This is a genomic window from Pseudoalteromonas luteoviolacea (assembly GCF_001750165.1).
In the GTDB taxonomy this organism is placed as follows: Bacteria; Pseudomonadota; Gammaproteobacteria; order Enterobacterales; family Alteromonadaceae; genus Pseudoalteromonas; species Pseudoalteromonas luteoviolacea_G.
On sequence record NZ_CP015412.1, the window covers coordinates 1,012,475 to 1,030,843 of the forward strand.

Annotated in this window: 14 protein-coding genes and 1 pseudogene; 12 read left to right on the forward strand and 3 right to left on the reverse strand. The window is 43.0% G+C overall.

The window, feature by feature from the left end; translation table 11 throughout:
• Positions 1-6 precede the first annotated feature (6 nt).
• Genes S4054249_RS24570 through S4054249_RS24580 form a run of 3 tightly spaced genes read left to right on the forward strand, consistent with a single transcriptional unit; the run spans position 7 to position 4,462 of the window.
• A complete protein-coding gene (locus S4054249_RS24570; RefSeq protein WP_167354870.1) occupies positions 7-567 on the forward strand; it encodes an RNA polymerase sigma factor in 561 nt (186 codons plus the stop codon).
• Positions 560-1,618, forward strand: a complete 1,059-nt coding sequence (locus tag S4054249_RS24575) for a FecR family protein (RefSeq protein ID WP_046357673.1) — start codon at positions 560-562, stop codon at positions 1,616-1,618. The genes S4054249_RS24570 and S4054249_RS24575 overlap by 8 nt, the downstream gene beginning before the upstream one ends.
• A 12-nt stretch (positions 1,619-1,630) precedes the next feature.
• The gene (locus tag S4054249_RS24580; protein WP_046357674.1) at positions 1,631-4,462 is read left to right on the forward strand and encodes a TonB-dependent receptor; all 2,832 of its coding nucleotides are present in this window, start codon (positions 1,631-1,633) and stop codon (positions 4,460-4,462) included.
• 61 nt (positions 4,463-4,523) lie between these two features.
• Here the strand turns inward: S4054249_RS24580 and S4054249_RS24585 are convergent, their stop codons facing one another.
• Positions 4,524-4,751 (reverse strand): hypothetical protein, encoded by a 228-nt coding sequence (locus S4054249_RS24585; RefSeq protein ID WP_145925125.1) that lies wholly within the window; start codon positions 4,749-4,751, stop codon positions 4,524-4,526.
• Between the two features lie 22 nt (positions 4,752-4,773).
• Between S4054249_RS24585 and S4054249_RS24595 the strand changes: the two are divergent.
• A pseudogene (locus tag S4054249_RS24595) lies at positions 4,774-5,902 on the forward strand (IS3 family transposase).
• A 60-nt stretch (positions 5,903-5,962) separates the two neighbouring features.
• On the opposite strand, the gene S4054249_RS24600 reads toward S4054249_RS24595, so the two are convergent.
• Positions 5,963-6,697 carry an MBL fold metallo-hydrolase gene (locus tag S4054249_RS24600; RefSeq protein WP_046354095.1) on the reverse strand — a complete coding sequence of 245 codons (735 nt, stop codon included), beginning with the start codon at positions 6,695-6,697 and terminating at the stop codon, positions 5,963-5,965.
• The gene (locus S4054249_RS24605) at positions 6,694-7,311 is read right to left on the reverse strand and encodes a hypothetical protein (RefSeq protein ID WP_046354094.1); all 618 of its coding nucleotides are present in this window, start codon (positions 7,309-7,311) and stop codon (positions 6,694-6,696) included. Before S4054249_RS24605 ends, S4054249_RS24600 begins: the two co-directional genes overlap by 4 nt.
• A 170-nt stretch (positions 7,312-7,481) precedes the next feature.
• Here S4054249_RS24605 and S4054249_RS24610 point away from each other — a divergent pair, with 170 nt between their 5' ends.
• From S4054249_RS24610 to S4054249_RS24645, 8 genes are all read left to right on the forward strand, one after another.
• Positions 7,482-9,758: a putative bifunctional diguanylate cyclase/phosphodiesterase gene (locus tag S4054249_RS24610; protein ID WP_063881463.1), complete on the forward strand. Its 2,277-nt coding sequence runs from the start codon at positions 7,482-7,484 to the stop codon at positions 9,756-9,758.
• 653 nt (positions 9,759-10,411) lie between these two features.
• Positions 10,412-10,621, forward strand: a complete 210-nt coding sequence (locus S4054249_RS24615; RefSeq protein WP_023398377.1) for a cold-shock protein — start codon at positions 10,412-10,414, stop codon at positions 10,619-10,621.
• 329 nt (positions 10,622-10,950) lie between these two features.
• On the forward strand, positions 10,951-11,616 hold the full coding sequence (locus S4054249_RS24620) for a GntR family transcriptional regulator (RefSeq protein ID WP_046354093.1): 666 nt from the start codon (positions 10,951-10,953) through the stop codon (positions 11,614-11,616).
• Positions 11,617-11,639: 23 nt separating this feature from the next.
• The gene (gene prpB, locus S4054249_RS24625; RefSeq protein ID WP_046354092.1) at positions 11,640-12,518 is read left to right on the forward strand and encodes a methylisocitrate lyase; all 879 of its coding nucleotides are present in this window, start codon (positions 11,640-11,642) and stop codon (positions 12,516-12,518) included.
• 83 nt (positions 12,519-12,601) lie between these two features.
• On the forward strand, positions 12,602-13,723 hold the full coding sequence (gene prpC, locus S4054249_RS24630) for a bifunctional 2-methylcitrate synthase/citrate synthase (RefSeq protein ID WP_046354091.1): 1,122 nt from the start codon (positions 12,602-12,604) through the stop codon (positions 13,721-13,723).
• Between the two features lie 103 nt (positions 13,724-13,826).
• Positions 13,827-16,415, forward strand: a complete 2,589-nt coding sequence (acnD, locus tag S4054249_RS24635; RefSeq protein WP_046354090.1) for a Fe/S-dependent 2-methylisocitrate dehydratase AcnD — start codon at positions 13,827-13,829, stop codon at positions 16,413-16,415.
• A gap of 55 nt (positions 16,416-16,470) precedes the next feature.
• A complete protein-coding gene (gene prpF / locus S4054249_RS24640) occupies positions 16,471-17,646 on the forward strand; it encodes a 2-methylaconitate cis-trans isomerase PrpF (RefSeq protein WP_046354089.1) in 1,176 nt (391 codons plus the stop codon).
• Positions 17,647-17,747: 101 nt separating this feature from the next.
• Positions 17,748-18,353 carry a LysE family translocator gene (locus tag S4054249_RS24645; RefSeq protein WP_046354088.1) on the forward strand — a complete coding sequence of 202 codons (606 nt, stop codon included), beginning with the start codon at positions 17,748-17,750 and terminating at the stop codon, positions 18,351-18,353.
• Positions 18,354-18,369: the final 16 nt, after the last annotated feature.

The window sequence follows — 18,369 nt, forward strand, 5'->3', positions numbered from 1 at the left end:
ACGCACTTGTCTGAGACAGTAAAGACAACATCAAAAATAAGCCATTTAAAAAGTCATCTGCTCACTAGTTTGTACCACAAATACCGCCAGGAAATTTGTGCTTTTTTAAAAAGTAAGTTTGGCGAGCCACCGGATTCGGAAGATATAGTACAAGCAACATTTGAGCGCTTTTCCCGGCTTGAGCATCAAGACAAAATCGAAAATCACCGTGCATTTTTGTATAAAATGGCGCAAAACTTGGTGTTAGACTTTAAGCGCTCAGAAAAAACAAGACAGCGTTATATTGACGAACAAATCTCGGATCCGGATGTCAGTTTGGATGACAGAGAGCCCTCATTTGTTTTAAACAATAAGCAAAAATTGGCATTGATAGATAAAGCGTTGATGCAGCTTCCCGCGCAGCAGCGACAATTATTCCTGCTCAACAGGGTTCATCAAATGTCTTATGCCGAAATTGCCAGACGGTGCGACATGTCGCAAACAGAAGTAAAGCGCCAGGTCGCTAAAGCAGTGCTTATTTGCAGTAATGCGTTAAATCACCAGACAAAGGTAAGTGCTAATGACTAAACCTAATGATGTTTTCAGTCGTATTGACACAGATTTAAATACAACATCTTCGAAGCAACTTATCGAACAACAGGCTGCCCACTGGTTGCTGATTCAAGATGAACTGGATCTAGACCAAAAAGCGCAATTTGAACAGTGGCTGATCATAGACCCTGAACATGAGCGTATTTATAGAAGCCTAGAGGAAGCGCTTTCATTGGTAGAGCAAGTACCGGTGGCACAAAGCTCAGATCCTGAAGTACTTGTTGAGCAATTAAACAATTCGTCAAAAGTAACAATGAGTACTGATAAATCAGCAGTGAATCACCACGTGTATCGCTGGTTTGCTGTAGCGGCGAGTGTCATGTTGATATGTATGCTGGGTTGGTTTGGGCTAGAGCAACAAGAGGTGAGCCCTGTAATAGCACAGCAGATATATCAAACTGAAACAGCGCAAGTGGAAACCTACCAGTTAGTCGATGGCAGTGTGGTGACGCTTGGCCCAGATAGTAAGTTGTTGGTGTCTATCTCAAATCAAGCACGGTCATTGAAGTTACTTTCCGGTGAGGGGTATTTTGATGTTGTTAGCGATAAAGCTCGACCCTTTGTTGTCTCTTCTGAGCAAGTGAATATTACTGTTATAGGCACAGAGTTTAATGTGCGTTTCAACCCAAGCTCGATTCAAGTGGCGGTTGCTGAGGGGCAAGTTGAAGTGGAGCTGCAAGACAAGCATGCCAAACTTCAAGCAGGAGAGGTCATTATTGCAGACCACAACAGGGGGTTGAGTCAATTAACTTCTATTGACCCGAGGTTGATTGATGATTGGCAGCAAGGCCAGTTGATTTATCATGATGCACCCCTTAACCATATTGTCGCTCAGCTAAACCGATATTACGTTGGTCAGATCATTGTGGTTGGTGACACTGTTGAACAGCTGAGAGTCACAGCCTCATTTTCAACCCAAGATATTCCGTCTGTGATACAAGATCTGGCTGCGATGTTGTCACTACAATACACGCAGTCAGGGGACACATGGTTGCTTACTAAGCCTGCCATGGTTAAAACGAATTAATGTAAGAGTGTAATGCGAAATCTATTTTTATTGTTGAGTGGTCTGCAGTTAAGCACATTAGCAACTGCAAGTGAGCAAGGTCTTCGTGTTGATATTGAGCCTCAGCCCCTAGTCCAAGCGTTATTTTATGTGGCTAAGCAAAGTGAGCAATCTATTTTAACTCAGCCAGCTTTACTTAAAGGCTACCAAACGGCACAAGTGAAAGGCCAATTTACACTTGATGAACTACTTCAAATATTGCTTAAAGACACTGACCTTAAAGTTAAGCAAGCAAGTTCTGGCTACATTGTGTACCGGCCAAAACAGGCACATGGTGCGAAAAGGAAAAAGCGCAAATCTGGGTCTAAGAATAACAGTGAGATCGAAAGAGTAAGCGTATTAGGTCAAAAGGGGGCAAGCACTGAGGCGGTGTGGCTAAAGCATAACTACCAGGTAGGCCTAGTTGATTTAATCGCTGCGGATGATATTGGCGAGCTGCCGGATATTAATGTCGCTGATTCATATCGCCGCATCGTGGGTGTGCACACCATTAATGATTCGGATGAGGGCCAGCTAGTGACTGTTCGGGGGGTGCAATCAGGCATGAACTCCGTCACGCTAGATGGCATGTCGCTCGCCAGTGACAGGCAGCACACTCGAGGTGTCAATTTAGAAACTATTCCGGCATCTTCTGTGGGTCAGTTGTGGTTGTATAAAACCCCTGATGTGAGCTTTAACGGCAACTCTGTTGGGGCGGTAATGGATCTTAAGAGTTACAGCGCTTTTGATAAACGGTCTCCACACTTCAGGTTTGATGCTGAACTATCTCAGTATAGTTATCAAGATGTGCCCGATGATGACGACAAAGTGGGCTTAAATATTCGTAGCCAGTACAGCCGTGTTTTTGGGCAAGACTCACAGTTCGGTTTGGTTGCATTTGGTATGTACTCAGAAAAATCACGAGATCAAAGCAACCTCAGTAATCAATATCATGCTAATAAAGAAGGGGAAGCGTTTATTAGTCGCTCCCGCCAATCGGCATATTCAAATGTTTGGGTACGTCAGGGCGGTTCAATCAAGCTTGAAGCGGTTCCAACAGAACAAAGCTATGGGTTTTGGCATAGCTATTACTACCAACAAACAGAGAATGAGCCGCGTAATAGCTTTGCATTTGAGCAAGTGCCAAGAACGCCAGTAAAAGTAAGCCGAAATCAGGCTGAGATCGAACAGGCTGATTTGGTTCTGGATACCATCTACAGAGACACTGCACGTAGACAGCTTGGCAGTCACATACACTTTAAAAATGAGCTTAATTCACGTCAGTACCTCAGCTTTGATGTTGCTTATAGTGAAGCGAGTTCAGATAGGCAAGATGAAGAAAGCGTGTGGCAAAGCGCAAGCAACCCAGAAGAATATCACTTGTTGGGGTATCAATATACTGGGTTCGACAGTAATAGGCACTGGTCAGTAAACGACCCTCGTTTTTCACAGAGCCCTCGTGCCATCAAGCTTGACGAATTTGAGCTACAACGCAGAGAAAATAACAACACCATATTGGACTCACGAGTATTATATAGCTGGCATGCCAACGGCAGTAAGCTTGGTTGGAGCGTAAAATCTGGACTGCGTTATACACACAGCAAGGTGCGATCTAATAGAGATGTATACCGATATGATGTCAAAAAAGATATCTCAATTGGTAAGCTTGTCGGTGATAGTAGGTATTCACTAGATGCTTTTGGACTTAATTTACCTTGGTTGCCTAATGAGTATGTAAGTAATTACTTTCATAAAAATCTCAACGATTTTGAGTTAAACAACAATGCCAGTGAGTTTGCAAGTTTGAGGCATGACTTTAATAGCGTCGATAAAGTCAGTGCTGCACATCTTGAGTTAATTAACCAATCTGATGGGTGGCGCTGGTCTATCGGTGCTCGTTACGAATCATGGCAGCAAGAAACGCAAGGGCAAGATATTAATATGAACACCCGAAGCGTCACGCCAAATGATCTTGCTCTGAAGGATTCACAGTGGTTGGGCGTATTGCGCGGTCGTTATGATATAACTGACAATTGGCGCATATTTGCCAGTGTTGGGCAAAGCGTTGCGAGACCTGATTATTTTGCCAGCAATAACCTAAATTCTGTGAATGAAAGACGCGACTATACTGTTATCAAACGAAGCGATCCAAACTTAAAAACCAGCCTTGCAGAGAGTTGGGATTTATCAACTGAGTATTATTGGCGAGATGGCAATCTGGCCTCAATGGCGCTATTTAAAAAGTATATTGATGACACCGCAGTGGATACGCGTACTGTACTGGGTGAGCAAGATAACCGAGTGATACTTGAGCAAAAGTCTAACTATGGTCAATCTGAAGTCAATGGCGTTGAATTGAGTTTAACACTGCAGGATTGGTCTGCGTGGTCAAAACACCTTAGAGGTTTCGGGCTGGTGGCAAATGCGACGATTTTATCTCATGAGGTGTGCTATGAAATACCCAATCAAGCAGTGTCTTGCTTAGACTATCAATTTGGCCAAGCTGATAAAACGGCGAATGTGATTGCACATTATCGATTTGGTGGCAGCAAAACAGAGATCCGTTTGGGCTATCACTACGCAGGTGAGTACTCACCTTATCAGCCGTTGCCGCTTACTGCTCAAACCCGAGAGGTGTGGCAAGCCTTTTCACAATGGGACATGCAGCTTCGCTATGACGTTAACAAAAACTGGGTGATGAAAGCCAAAGTGCGTAATCTCACCAACGAAAAGCGTCGCAGTATGACAGGTGAACACCAGCACATGTTGGCCAGTGAAATTGAATTTGGCCGCTCTGTTTGGTTTGGGTTTTCTTACCGAGGATAATAGAGCTTATGAGTGATGAAAGCCCGATAGTTCGGGCTTTTTTAATTTCTAAGTTGATTATTTAATGTGGTGATTGGTACACCATGACTTCCCATTGCTGGTGCTGTGCGCCAATATGATTACTGAGTGTTGGGTTGTTGATGTATGTCCAGGCTACTTTGCCATCGCCAATATAGGCCAAGTCATCTAGGCCTCCCCAACCATAATCTGTAAATGACAATGTCTCAGTAACTTTGTCCCCTTGCTCATGAACTGGTTTAATTGAGCCGGACACTTTAATAAAGGACAATGTCCAAATATTGAGGTGTTAAATGACAAAACGTAAAAATAAATCTTATACAACCGAGTTTAAGCAAGAATCCGTTGCTTTGGTAACCGAGCAAGGCTATTCAGTTTTAGAGGCGTCAGCCTCTTTAGGGATCACCACCAAGCTTATTTATAATTGGAAAGCTAAACTCGAAGAGCAACAGGCTGGCAATTCGCTAAGCGAAGATGAGCGCGCAGAGTTAAAGCGTTTAGGAAAAGAAAACAAAGATCTCAAAATGGAGAAAGAGATCTTAAAAAAGGCCAGCGCCTTCTTTGCGAGAGAAATGAAGTAAAATACCAGTTCATCAAAGAAAATAGCCAAGCTGATCGAGTCATTAAATTATGCTCAGCTATGAAGGTGAGTCGCTCAAGCTATTATGCATGGCTGGCGCGTCCAGCGAAGCTTATAACGGCAGAAGAGTTACATCTTTATCGCAGAGCCAAAGCACTGTTTAAACGCAGCAGAGAGAGCTTACGCAAAGAAGGTTTTAAAATAACGCGCTATAAAACTAGAAAATTAATGACGAAGCTCAACTTAGTTGTTAAACAACGTGTAGCTTATAAAGTGACAACCAAGCGTAAGCACTCTGATGCCGTTGCAGATAATTTGCTTAACCAGAACTTTAACCCGGTGGCACCGAATCAAGTTTGGGCTGGCGACATTACGTACCTGAAAACAGGTGAGGGCTGGATGTACCTTGCTGTTGTAATGGATTTGTATTCCCGTCGGATTGTTGGCTGGAATATTGATAAGCGCATGACGACGGATTTAGTGATGAAAGCCATGATTAAAGCTTATAACGTGAGAAAACCAGCCAAAGGTTTGGTGTTTCATTCTGACAGAGGGTCTCAGTATACGAGTAAGCGACACCGTCACCTGTTAAAGCAGTTTGGTATGCGAGCAAGCATGGGCGATGTGGGAGCGTGTTGGGATATGCTGTTGTTGAAAGGTTCTTTGGTAGCTTGAAACATGATTGGTTACTAAAAGTGGCTCAACCAACTCGTGAACACATGAAAAATGATGTTGCTGGATATATGAAGTATTACAACCTGGAAAGACTGCACTCAGCTAATAACGATCAGTCACCAATAGAGTATGATAATTCTTTAAGAAAAGTGTCCGGTTGGAATTGACCAGAACACTAATAAGTGGATTTAAAAATGGGCAGTTGAACTCGTGTGCGTGTTAGCGTGTTACTTTGCAGCGCTGCCGACGTCTAATTTATCAAACCATTCTAAAAACTCGTGAACTTTGTCGCCCTTATACAGTTTTCCATGGTTCGGCGCGAGTATATGTAAGTCAAGCTCTCTTACCCGAGAAATCCAATTAGCTTTTGCTTGGTTTGAAGGCATCCAGCGTTTATGAAATGACTCAATATGTTTTACATGTTGGGCAAAGTCCTCTACGAACTTACTGTCATTGGGGGCTTTTATGGCTGAGCCAACATTGGCGCTCATAAGAATTTTGGCTGCTGGGTCAAAAAGCTGGAAATTCCCAGCAGAATGTAGGTAGTGTGCTGGCAGTAAACGCAGGCGTACTCCTCCGAGCTGGATCTCACCACCTTCATCATTAATTCCCTCAAAATGTAAATTATCGAGATCGAAATGACCGATAAATCTGTCCCAAAGAGACGGCGCGTATAATGTGGCATTTGAAATAGCTTTATCCCATAAGCTGAGTGTTGCAATCAAATCAGGGTCTTGATGGGACGCAAATAAGGTGGTTAATTTCTCAAGTTCTGTATGCTGCAATACGGCTGCTAGCATAGGCGAGAAAAGCTCAATACCGCCAGGGTCCATGAGCATGGATTCATATTCTGTATGAATGAAGTACTGATTTATACAGCCCTGTGTATCTTGTGTTGTGCCATTGCACTCTAACATCATCCAACTGTGAGTTTTGGTTTTGTATAATTCCGCTAGTTTCACTTTAACACTCCCCGTAAGGTATGAATTTCGCTTAAGTTATATACAACTGCAGTTTTTATTGTTTTAGCTGCACTGGCTATGAAATCTGAAACTGACTGTAAGCTATCGCTAAAGTCTCCAGCATTGGTTGCTTCTACTCGGCTTGTCACTGCGATATATTCAGCGCTTTGCATTTGTTTTTGGATGTCTTCAAAATGATTTTCCAGTTCACTCAAGGCAAGAGAAAGCTGTGAAGCTGCACGGCGCTGTGACTTCAGTGCTTGCTGGTACATCGCATCTACTTGGTTTGATTTTATCAATGTTCTAAGTTCGTTCATTTGATGGAAGTACTGGCTACTTCTTACAAGTTTGTGCGCAACTCTAAATAACTGATTTGATAGCTCAGCTATTTTTGTGGTGGAGGCAATGGTCTGCTCTGAAAATTCGTCGATAAAATTAGTAATGGGTTTAAAACCAAGCGCAGCATCACCCGCTCTAAGTGCTACAACCCTTGCATTTTTTGCCGTCAAGGATAGGTTTTTTGCTTGTGTTAATATGGACTCTAAATTAGCGATTATTTGCGCTACGCGTACGAAATTCTCAACCACTTTTGCATCATCGCCTAAAGTCATCATAACCTGATCCCGATAATTTAACCCCTATTAGATTTAGGACAAAAATCGCTTAAATTCCAGAAATCTAAACAATCAATTTTTAAACCGACTGTTAAAGTTTAGCATCAGTGTCTAAGCTTAATAGATACTTAAGGAACTGTTTATAACACCAATATCTTGCGTCAATGCATATGAATCGATTAACTCAAAAACTCTTACTTAGTTTGTTTTTTCTGCTCGTTGGCCTTTCTTTTGGTGTTCAGATTAGCCAGTTTGTCGAAAATTGGATTTTCACTGAAGTCGGGCAATACGGCAACGAATCGCTAATAGAGCTATTTAATTACTTTTCATTGGGCATCATCGGTTTTGTGATGGCTATTGTACTCGGTGGTGGCGTTATTTACTTTGCGCGAAAAAAACAGCAAGAAATCGGCTTTGGGGAACATGGTGAGTTGTATTATGAGGTGTTTAGAGAGTGCCTCACAGCGCAGTTTTTAGTTTGTGAAAACGGGACTTTATATGCTGTTAGTCAAGGCTTTTGCAAACAAATTGGTGAATCAGAGGATGCGCTGATTGCCAAAGGGCTTAAGGGGTTAGTTGACGAAGCCAGTCATGAGTTATTTACACAATGGCAAGCGCAGGGCGGTGATTTTGAACAGCTTGTTTTGACTTTATCTGAGGCTAAAACTGAGCAAGTTCACATAACCGTTTCGCTCAATCATACACACTTACAAGGTGTGTTTTTAGGTCAATTAGTTGATGTAGCGAAGCAAAGAGAGCTTCAAAAGCAGCATGAGCTGTTAGCTATTACGCTCAGCTCTGTTGGAGATGGGGTTGTCTGTACTGATAATAACAACCAAATCACCTTTATGAATCCCGTGGCAGAGGCTGTTTTGGCACTGTTAACCGATGAGGTTAAAGGGAAAGATTTTAAAGAAGTCATGCCCTTATTTCATGAAGATAGCAAAGAGGCTATTAGTGACCCTATGCAACAAGCAATGACGGAGTTGCAAACAATTAGTTTGAATGAGCTTATTTGTTTTAGGAACCATCTTGGGTTAGATTTCGCCATTGAAGTATGTTGCTCACCTATTTTCATTCGCGGCGAGAAAATTGCCGGTGCTGTGTTAGTGTTCCAAGATGTTACAGAGTCCCGGATGATGCGCAAGAGGATGAATCATTTAGCGCATCATGATGCGCTAACGGGCTTGCCTAATCGATTACTTCTTCAAGATCGGCTGGTTCAGTCGTGCAAAAGAGCCAAACGCCATAAGCACCAATTTGCGCTGATTTTTTTAGATTTAAATAAATTCAAAGCGATTAATGACTCCCTAGGTCATGACAGTGGCGACGAGCTGTTGAAACAGGTGGCCAAGCGCTTAACTGCAAGTATCAGAGCATGTGATACCGTTTCACGCATAGGGGGAGATGAATTTGTACTGCTAATCGATAGTATGGATGACAGAAGACATGTGCGTCATGTTGTTGAGAAGATATTTCAAGCTTCAAGTGGAGATTACGAATTAAGGTCGAGGCAAGTCAAAGTCTCATTCAGCGCTGGGGTTGCACTATATCCAGAAGATGGAGAAAACGCAGATAGTTTAATGAAAAGTGCAGACACGGCCATGTATAGAGCCAAAAAGGTGGGTCATTCGAATTATCAATTTTATTGCGCGGAGCTAGATAAAGAAGCAGAACTTTATTTAGAAAAAGAAACAGCGATGATAGCAGCCCTGCATCAAAAAGCCTTTTTGCCTCACTTTCAACCAATATATAACGCACAGACTTTAGAGATTGAGAAGTTGGAAGTATTGGCACGTTGGCAGTATGGATCAGAACTCATTGTTGCTGAACAATTTGTAGATATCGCCGAAAGTGCGGGGATCAATGGTCACCTTAGCATGTATGTTTTTGAGCTTGCTATGCCACACTTTGTTAAGTGGAGCACTCAATACCCGAAGTTGAAGCTGTGCTTAAATTTATCGATAAAACATTTACTTAATGGTATGTTTTCTGAGCAGTTAATGACTTTGTTAGATAAATTCAAGCTGCAGCCTGAGCAGTTTGAATTGGAAATTGCGGAGCGGCCTTTGTTAGAGCGTGCCGATGAACTTAAATCTACTCTAGATTCGTTGAGCTGTTTAGGCTTCAACTTAGCGATTGATGATTTTGGTCTTGGTCATACCAACCCTTCTCTGCTAAGGGAGCTACATTTTGACTCAATTAAGATTGATCCAAGTTTCATCAATGAAATGGGTGGAGGTGAGCACCAAGATGATCTTGCTTTGGTGATGATTAATATTGCAAAAAGTCTCGGGGTTAATTGTATTGCAGAAGGGGTAGAATGTGAGGTACAGGCAAAAACCTTAGCATCTTATGGATGTGATCAATTACAGGGTCACCTATTTTCTAAACCTATATCAAGTGAAGACGTTGATGCTTTGTTGGGCAAAATAAGTAAGGCGTAAAATCTTCATATTACTTCGCTGTAGTACTTTAACTCCCAAAGCTGTTGTCAAACTTTATGGTGTGACGTTAGAACTGTCTATATTTGAAAAATGTACTTTTGATTGGCAGACACTGCTGTTTTTAATTGCTATTAATGCAATTTTTAAGCTCATTAAACGAAGCTGTATATTTTCCGGATCTTGCCTTGTAATTGCACTAAATAAAGTATTTATAAAGTGGTATCAGCGTATTAAGTCATGAGACCAAAACGCCATTTTTATGCATAAAAATCAATAAAATTTAATTTGCCCAGATACGGTTCGAGGCCCTGTTTTTACTGGGATTATAGCGGAGTCTTTAATTGTTCATAATGCTTATGTGATTATGTCATTAAGCATTCATAAATATGTTTAAAAATTAGTTGACTTAGAGGGGCATCCCTATAAGATGAACATAGACAGAATTTCGGTCAGTGTTTATAAATCTCCATTACGTTGTTGTATAAGTGTTAGCTTGTAGTAGTACCGTCCTGAAGTTTTATCACCGGCAAAATTTAGGTCTATGCGCCCACAAGGGCATAGGTTTGCCAGTTTATAAAGATGGATTCTCTTTAAGCAGTGTAGAATTTGCTTTTAAGGATTGGCATTTATATTTTTTATCAGGATTTATTATTATGTCTAATACTTTAACAGGTACAGTAAAGTGGTTTAACGAGTCAAAAGGCTTTGGTTTTATCGCTCAGGAAAATGGCCCAGACGTTTTTGCACACTTCAGTGCAATCAAAGGCGACGGTTTCCGTACTCTAGCTGAAGGCGAGCGTGTAGAGTTTAAACTTACTACAGGCCAAAAAGGTCCTCAAGCTGAGGAAATCGTTAAGCTGTAACTGTCACAGTTTATACGAATTTTAAAAGGCAAGCTTCGCTTGCCTTTTTTATTGCCTATCACACGCTGTTCTATACTTACTTCTCCTACACAATTCATTACCTTATTAATACTTGCTCATGCTTCTTTGCGCGCTTATTTAAAGCGTGTCACGTTATTTTATTACTTTACCCGTATTATTAAATCGGTAGGTGCTTACTCAGCCATAATAAATAAGGTGAATAGTATGAATAATTAAATTGTCGACAATTTATCTGTTTGTAGGTTGACGTTAACGTAAAGTGTATCTATATTGTTGGCAATCGATAAAAACTATTGTGTGATCATTTAATGAGCTTCTTTCAAGAAAAAGCTGTAACTTCTTCAGATAAAACGTTTTTTCATTTAAGAGAAGAGATCGTTGAAGGTCATATATCAGCAGGTTCAAAGCTGAGTGAAGTTGAATTGTCGACAAAGTATGAGGTCAGCCGTGCAGTAGTTCGTGAAGCAATTAATCGCTTAGAAGCATGTAATATTGTTGAACGTAAAGCCAATGTTGGTGCACGAGTAGTCACTTTAACATCCGAAGGTTTATTGGAGCTGTATCAGATCCGTGAAGCGTTAGAAGGCATGGCAGCAAGACTTGCAGCCCAAAATATGCCGGATGCTGAGATCAATCAATTGAGCAGCCTGTTAGAAGGTCAACAGGATGAGGTGAAGCAGCGCAACGTCTACTACCAAGAGGCGGGTGATCTGGATTTTCATTATCGAATTATTGTTGGCAGTCAAAATCAGCAACTGATTACTATGTTGAGCAATGGAATTTACCATTTAGCAAGAATGTATCGAGTTCAGCTAGGTATGACTGGACCAAGAGTGACAACAGCTTATGATGAGCACATACATATCGTAAGAGCCATCGCAAATCGAGATGGCGAATTGGCTGAAATATTAATGCGACGCCATATTCAATACTCAAAAAATAATATCGCCGTCAAGCTATCAAACATGAAGTAAACATCACAGGAGAGTACACCATCATGAGTGCAGGAAAAAAATTTCGTGACGCGTTAAATGCAAATCAACCATTACAGATTGTAGGTACGATTAACGCTTACAGTGCGATTATGGCAAAGCAAATAGGTCACCAAGCAATTTATTTATCTGGTGGTGGTGTGGCCAATGCATCATACGGATTACCTGATTTAGGTATGACCTCTTTAAATGATGTGATTGCAGACGTGCAGCGTATTACATCTGCTTGTGATTTACCTCTGATGGTAGATATTGATACTGGGTGGGGTGGTGCATTTAACATCGCCAAAACTATTCGTGATATGGAAAAAGCAGGCGCTGCGGCGGTACATATTGAAGACCAAGTGGCGCAAAAGCGCTGTGGTCATAGACCAAACAAAGAAATTGTATCAACAGAAGAAATGGTCGACCGAATTAAAGCCGCAGTGGATGCGCGTACTGATAAAGACTTTTTTATTATGGCCCGTACAGATGCCTTTGCTCAAGAAGGCCTAGACGCTGCGATTGCACGTGCGAAAGCCTATGTTGAGGCGGGTGCTGACGGCATTTTTGCAGAAGCGATTCAAACCGAAGAACACTACAGAGCCTTTTCAGAAGCGCTGGGTGTACCAATCTTAGCGAACATGACAGAGTTTGGTAAGACTGAACTTTGGAGCAAGCAACAGCTTGGTGAGTGGGGGGTAGGCATGGTGTTATATCCATTAAGTGCATTCCGTGCAATGAACAAAGCTGCTGAGCTGGTATATCGTACATTGCTTGACGACGGTGACCAAAAAGCAGTTGTGGATACCATGCAAACACGTATGGATTTATATGATTATCTTGGTTATCACGAATACGAGCAAAAACTTGATGCTCTGTTTGCCCAAGGTAAAAACAAGTAATAAATAATAAAAGAGGGCGTGTTTCAGCACGCTCGAAAAAAGATTCTAAAATTCAGCAGGTAAAAAATTTTCAGGAGAAAGTGATGGCTAAAGTACTAAGTGGTGCAGGTCTACGTGGTCAAGTAGCAGGGAAAACTGCATTATCAACAGTAGGAAAATCAGGTTCAGGGCTAACTTATCGTGGTTATGATGTGAAAGATTTGGCTGAGAACTGTCAGTTTGAAGAAGTTGCATACCTTATTCTTAAAGGCAAACTGCCAAATCAAAGCGAGCTTGACGAATATAAAGCCTTATTGAAGTCAATGCGTGGTTTACCTGTGGCACTGAAAGACGTGTTAGAACGAATTCCAGCAGATGCACACCCAATGGATGTGCTGCGTACAGGTTGCTCTATGTTGGGTAACTTGGAAGGCGAAGCTAGCTTTGATGAGCAAGGTAAAGTGACAGATCGAATGCTGGCGTGTTTCCCAAGTATCATTTGTTATTGGTATCGCTTTAGTCATGATGGCGTTCGCGTTGATGTTGAAACAGATGATGATTCTATCGGTGCGCATTTCTTACATCTACTGCGCGGTGAAAAGCCATCAGAACTTCACGAGCGCGTGATGCATGTATCACTTATTCTCTATGCTGAGCATGAGTTTAACGCATCGACTTTCACTGCGCGTGTATGTGCGTCGACACTATCAGACATGCATTCTTGTGTGACTGGTGCAATTGGTTCACTGCGTGGTCCACTTCACGGTGGTGCTAATGAAGCTGCCATGGAGATGATTGAGCGTTTTGAATCTGCCGAACATGCTGAACAAGAAATGATGGGTATGTTAGAGCGCAAAGAAAAAATCATGGGCTTTGGCCATGCGATTTATTCTGAGTCAGATCCACGCAATGAAATTATTAAAACGTGGTCTGAAAAACTGGCTGCAGATGTTGGCGATACAGTGCTTTACCCTGTGTCTGTTCGCTGTGAAGAAGTGATGTGGCGCGAGAAGAAGTTATTCTGTAACGCAGATTTTTTCCATGCATCTGCGTATAACTTCATGGGGATCCCAACGAAGCTATTTACCCCAATTTTTGTAATGTCTCGCCTAACGGGCTGGGCTGCACACGTGATGGAGCAGCGTGCGGATAATCGTATTATTCGCCCTTCGGCTGAATATACAGGTGAAGATCTTCGCCCAGTGCCTGCGATTGCAGCACGCTAGTTTTAGCCGACGACTTACTTAGCTCGTAAGTCGTGAGCATGCAGTGTTTTATAGTCGCTGCATGCTAAGCACACCGTCACATCTTCAGTTGGAAAAAGCAGTTATGAACACCCAATACCGTAAACGATTACCTGATTCTACCTTATGTTACTATGATACGCGCGAGGCTATCGAAGCGATAAAGCCTGGCGCATATGATGGATTACCTTATACCTCAAAAGTCCTAGCAGAAAACCTAGTGCGAAGAGCTGAGCCTGAAAAGCTTAATGATTTTTTGACACAAATAATTGAAAGACGAAGAGACCTGGACTTCCCGTGGTTTCCAGCGCGTGTAGTGTGTCACGATATTCTTGGTCAAACAGCACTGGTTGATTTAGCTGGTCTTCGTGATGCCATCGCTGAAAAAGGGGGCGATCCTGCCAAAGTTAATCCAGTGGTTCCGACTCAGTTAATTGTTGATCACAGTCTTGCAGTAGAGCACGCCGGTTATGAAGAAAATGCGTTTGAAAAAAATCGTGCGATAGAAGATCGCCGCAATGATGATCGATTCCACTTTATAAACTGGACAAAAACAGCGTTTAAAAATGTCGATGTGATCCCGCCGGGTAACGGTATTCTTCACCAGATCAATCTAGAAAAAATGTCACCAGTGGTTCAGGCGCGAGATGGTGTTGCATTTCCTGATACGCTAGTCGGCACAGACAGTCATACACCACATGTTGATGCACTGGGTGTGATTGCCATTGGTGTGGGTGGCTTGGAAGCAGAAAGTGTTATGCTTGGCCGTGCATCCTATATGCGACTACCTGATATCGTGGGTGTTGAGCTGGTAGGTAAACGCCAGCCGGGTATCACTGCAACGGATATTGTATTAGCCATTACTGAGTTTTTACGTAATGAAAAAGTGGTCTCAACCTACTTAGAGTTTTTCGGTGAAGGCGCAAATGACCTCACCCTTGGTGACCGTGCGACTATTTCAAATATGACACCAGAATATGGCGCAACGGCTGCTATGTTCTACATAGATCAGAAAACAATCGATTACTTAAAGCTAACAGGTCGTGATGATGAGCAAGTCGAGTTAGTGGAGAAATATGCCAAGCTGACTGGTCTGTGGGCGGATGCCATGACTGAAGCAAAGTATGAGCGTGTATTAAAGTTCGATTTATCCAGTGTAGGACGCAACTTAGCGGGTCCATCTAATCCGCACCGCCGTGTGGCAACGCAAGATTTAGCCAAACAAGGGATCGTCGCTGACTACGAAAAAACAGAAGACCAAATGCCTGATGGCGCGGTGATCATTGCTGCAATCACCAGCTGTACGAATACAAGTAATCCACGTAATGTGGTTGCTGCTGGCTTGCTGGCAAGAAATGCCAATAAACTTGGCCTGAAGCGCAAACCTTGGGTCAAAACATCATTCGCACCAGGCTCTAAAGCGGTGCGCTCCTATATGACAGAAGCAGACTTACTACCTGAGCTTGAAACACTTGGCTTTGGTATTGTGGCGTTCGCATGTACTACGTGTAACGGGATGAGCGGGGCACTTGACCCTAAAATCCAACAAGAAGTTATCGACAGAGACCTATATGCAACTGCCGTATTGTCAGGTAACCGCAACTTTGATGGTCGTATTCACCCATATGCAAAGCAAGCGTTCTTAGCGTCACCGCCATTGGTGGTGGCTTATGCAATTGCAGGTAGTGTGCGCTTTGATATTGAGCAAGATGTCCTTGGTCATGACCAAGCGGGCAATCCGGTAACATTGAAAGACATTTGGCCAAGTGATGAAGAGATTGATGCGGTCATTGCAAAAAGTGTAAAACCACAGCAATTTAGAGAAGTATATGACCCGATGTTCAACCTCACGGTTGATTATGGTGAGGATAACGACCCATTGTATGAATGGCGCGAGATGAGCACTTATATCCGTCGCCCACCATATTGGGAAGGCGCGCTTGCGGGCGAGCGTACCATGAAAGGTATGAGGCCGCTGGCAATATTAGGTGACAATATCACTACCGATCATCTTTCACCTTCTAACGCAATTATGGCAAGCAGTGCAGCCGGTGAATACCTTGCCAAAATGGGACTGCCTGAAGAGGACTTTAACTCTTATGCGACACATCGAGGTGATCACCTAACAGCTCAGCGTGCAACGTTTGCGAATCCGAAGCTGCTGAATGAAATGGTGAAGGAAAATGGTGAAGTGAAGCAAGGTTCACTTGCGCGTGTTGAGCCTGAAGGTCAGGTGACGCGTATGTGGGAAGCAATCGAAACTTATATGGACAGAAAGCAGCCGCTTATTATTGTCGCTGGTGCGGACTATGGTCAGGGCTCGTCACGAGATTGGGCGGCAAAAGGAGTGCGTCTTGCGGGTGTTGAAGTGATTGTTGCTGAAGGGTTCGAACGTATTCACAGAACCAACTTGATTGGTATGGGTGTGTTACCGCTCGAGTTTAAAGCTGGCACGACGAGGCTGACACTTGAGTTAGATGGCACAGAGACCTATGACGTTGTGGGTGAGCGTACACCGGGTACAACGTTGACGCTGGTGATTAATCGCCGAAATGGTGAACGTATCGAAGTGGATGTAACGTGCCGACTGGATACCGCAGAAGAGGTGTCTATTTATGAAGCGGGCGGCGTGTTGCAACGTTTTGCAAAAGACTTTTTAGAAGCCAACGCTTAATCAATATTATCAAAATAAACCCAAGCAATGCTTGGGTTTATTGTTAGGAAGGATCATGAGTTTTAAACCACAAATAAAAATTCCCGCCACATATATGCGTGGTGGGACTTCAAAAGGTGTATTTTTCAATCTAGAAGACTTACCTAAAGGCGCACAAGTTGCCGGTAAATTGCGAGATGATATTTTACTTCGCGTGATCGGCAGCCCAGATCCGTATGCTAAGCAAACTGATGGCATGGGGGGAGCGACTTCCAGCACCAGTAAAACGGTTATTTTGTCAAAGAGCTCACAAGCTGATCATGATGTAGATTACTTGTTTGGGCAAGTGGCGATCGATAAGCCATTTATCGATTGGAGTGGTAATTGCGGTAATTTAACGGCGGCGGTTGGTGCTTTTGCTATCAGCAATGGCTTAGTTGACAGCACTCGAATACCAGAAAATGGCATAGCGGTTGTCCGTATTTGGCAAGCCAATATTGGCAAAACCATCATTGCACATATTCCAATCACTCATGGTGAAGTGCAAGAAACTGGCGACTTTGAGTTAGATGGGGTGACGTTTCCGGCCGCTGAAGTGGTTGTTGAGTTCTTAGACCCAGCCGATGCCAATGCAGATATGTTCCCGAGCGGCAATTTAGTGGACGTACTTGAAGTGCCTGATGAAGGGGCTTTTGATGTGACCATGATAAATGCGGGGATCCCGACTTTATTCTTTAGAGCTGATGATTTGGGCTTTAACGGCACTGAATTGCAAGAGGCAATTAATGGTGATGCAAATACGTTGCAAAGGCTAGAGAAAATCCGCGCATATGGAGCGCTAAAAATGGGCCTGATCAACGATTTGGAAGAAGCTAAGGTTCGTCAGCATACGCCCAAAATAGCTTTTGTTAGTGGCCCTTGTGCATATTCAGCATCCAGTGGTAAAGCCATCAGTGAGCAAGACATCGACCTAAATGTACGAGCGCTGTCTATGGGTAAGTTGCACCATGCGATGATGGGCACTGCCGCGGTGGCTATCGCAACAGCGGCGGCAATTCCGGGTACTTTGGTCAATGAAGCCGCTGGCGGTGGACAACGAAACCAAGTTACGTTTGGGCACCCGTCAGGCACCTTAAAAGTCGGCGCTGAAGCTGAGCAAAATGCACAACGGTGGTTGGCGAAAAAAGCCATTATGAGCAGGAGTGCACGTGTATTGATGGAAGGCGTTGTTCGCATACCTTCACCTGAATAAAGCGCAATAGGTTGAGGTGCTCACCTCAACCTTCCCCCGTCATTTTATCGACGAACTCAACACAAGAAAAACACAAAACAAAAGGAAAGTTTGGAGGACCTATGCTAGATGCCATTATGTCGCTCGCATTCACAACATTTTTATTGCTTGGCTCACCCGGTCCTGCCCCTTTGGCACTTGCTGCGGTTGGTGCAAGCTCTGGGGTCAAAAAAGGGATGCCATTCTTACTCGGTATCTTGAGCGGTTTGCTGGTGGCTATTGTCGCGTCGGCAACAGGGCTAGGCGCATTACTGTTAAGCTTCCCGCAATTAACGCACCTATTGCAAGTCACAGCTTTACTCTACTTACTTTACGTTGCATATAAAATTGCCACCAATAAAAGTGCTTTATCTTCACCTGAAAATACGTCTGTTGGTTTTATGGATGGGTTCATTTTAAATTTGTTTAATCCCAAAGCGTATGCTGCCTGTATCGCTATATTTGCCAATGTCGCCTTGCCGTTTGAATCTCAAGTGCAGGCGAGTGTGGTTGCGGCCAGTATACTGTTCGCGGTTGCTATAGTGGCAGATGCGCTATGGCTATATTTTGGTGGAGTTTTACATCAAGTTGTAAAAACTTCGCAACAGCTCAGATATTTAAGACTGTTTTTTGCAAGCCTTTTAGTTTTACTTTTGGGATATGTCGCTCTATCCTCAAGTTTATTCTAAGTTTATAAAAAATAGG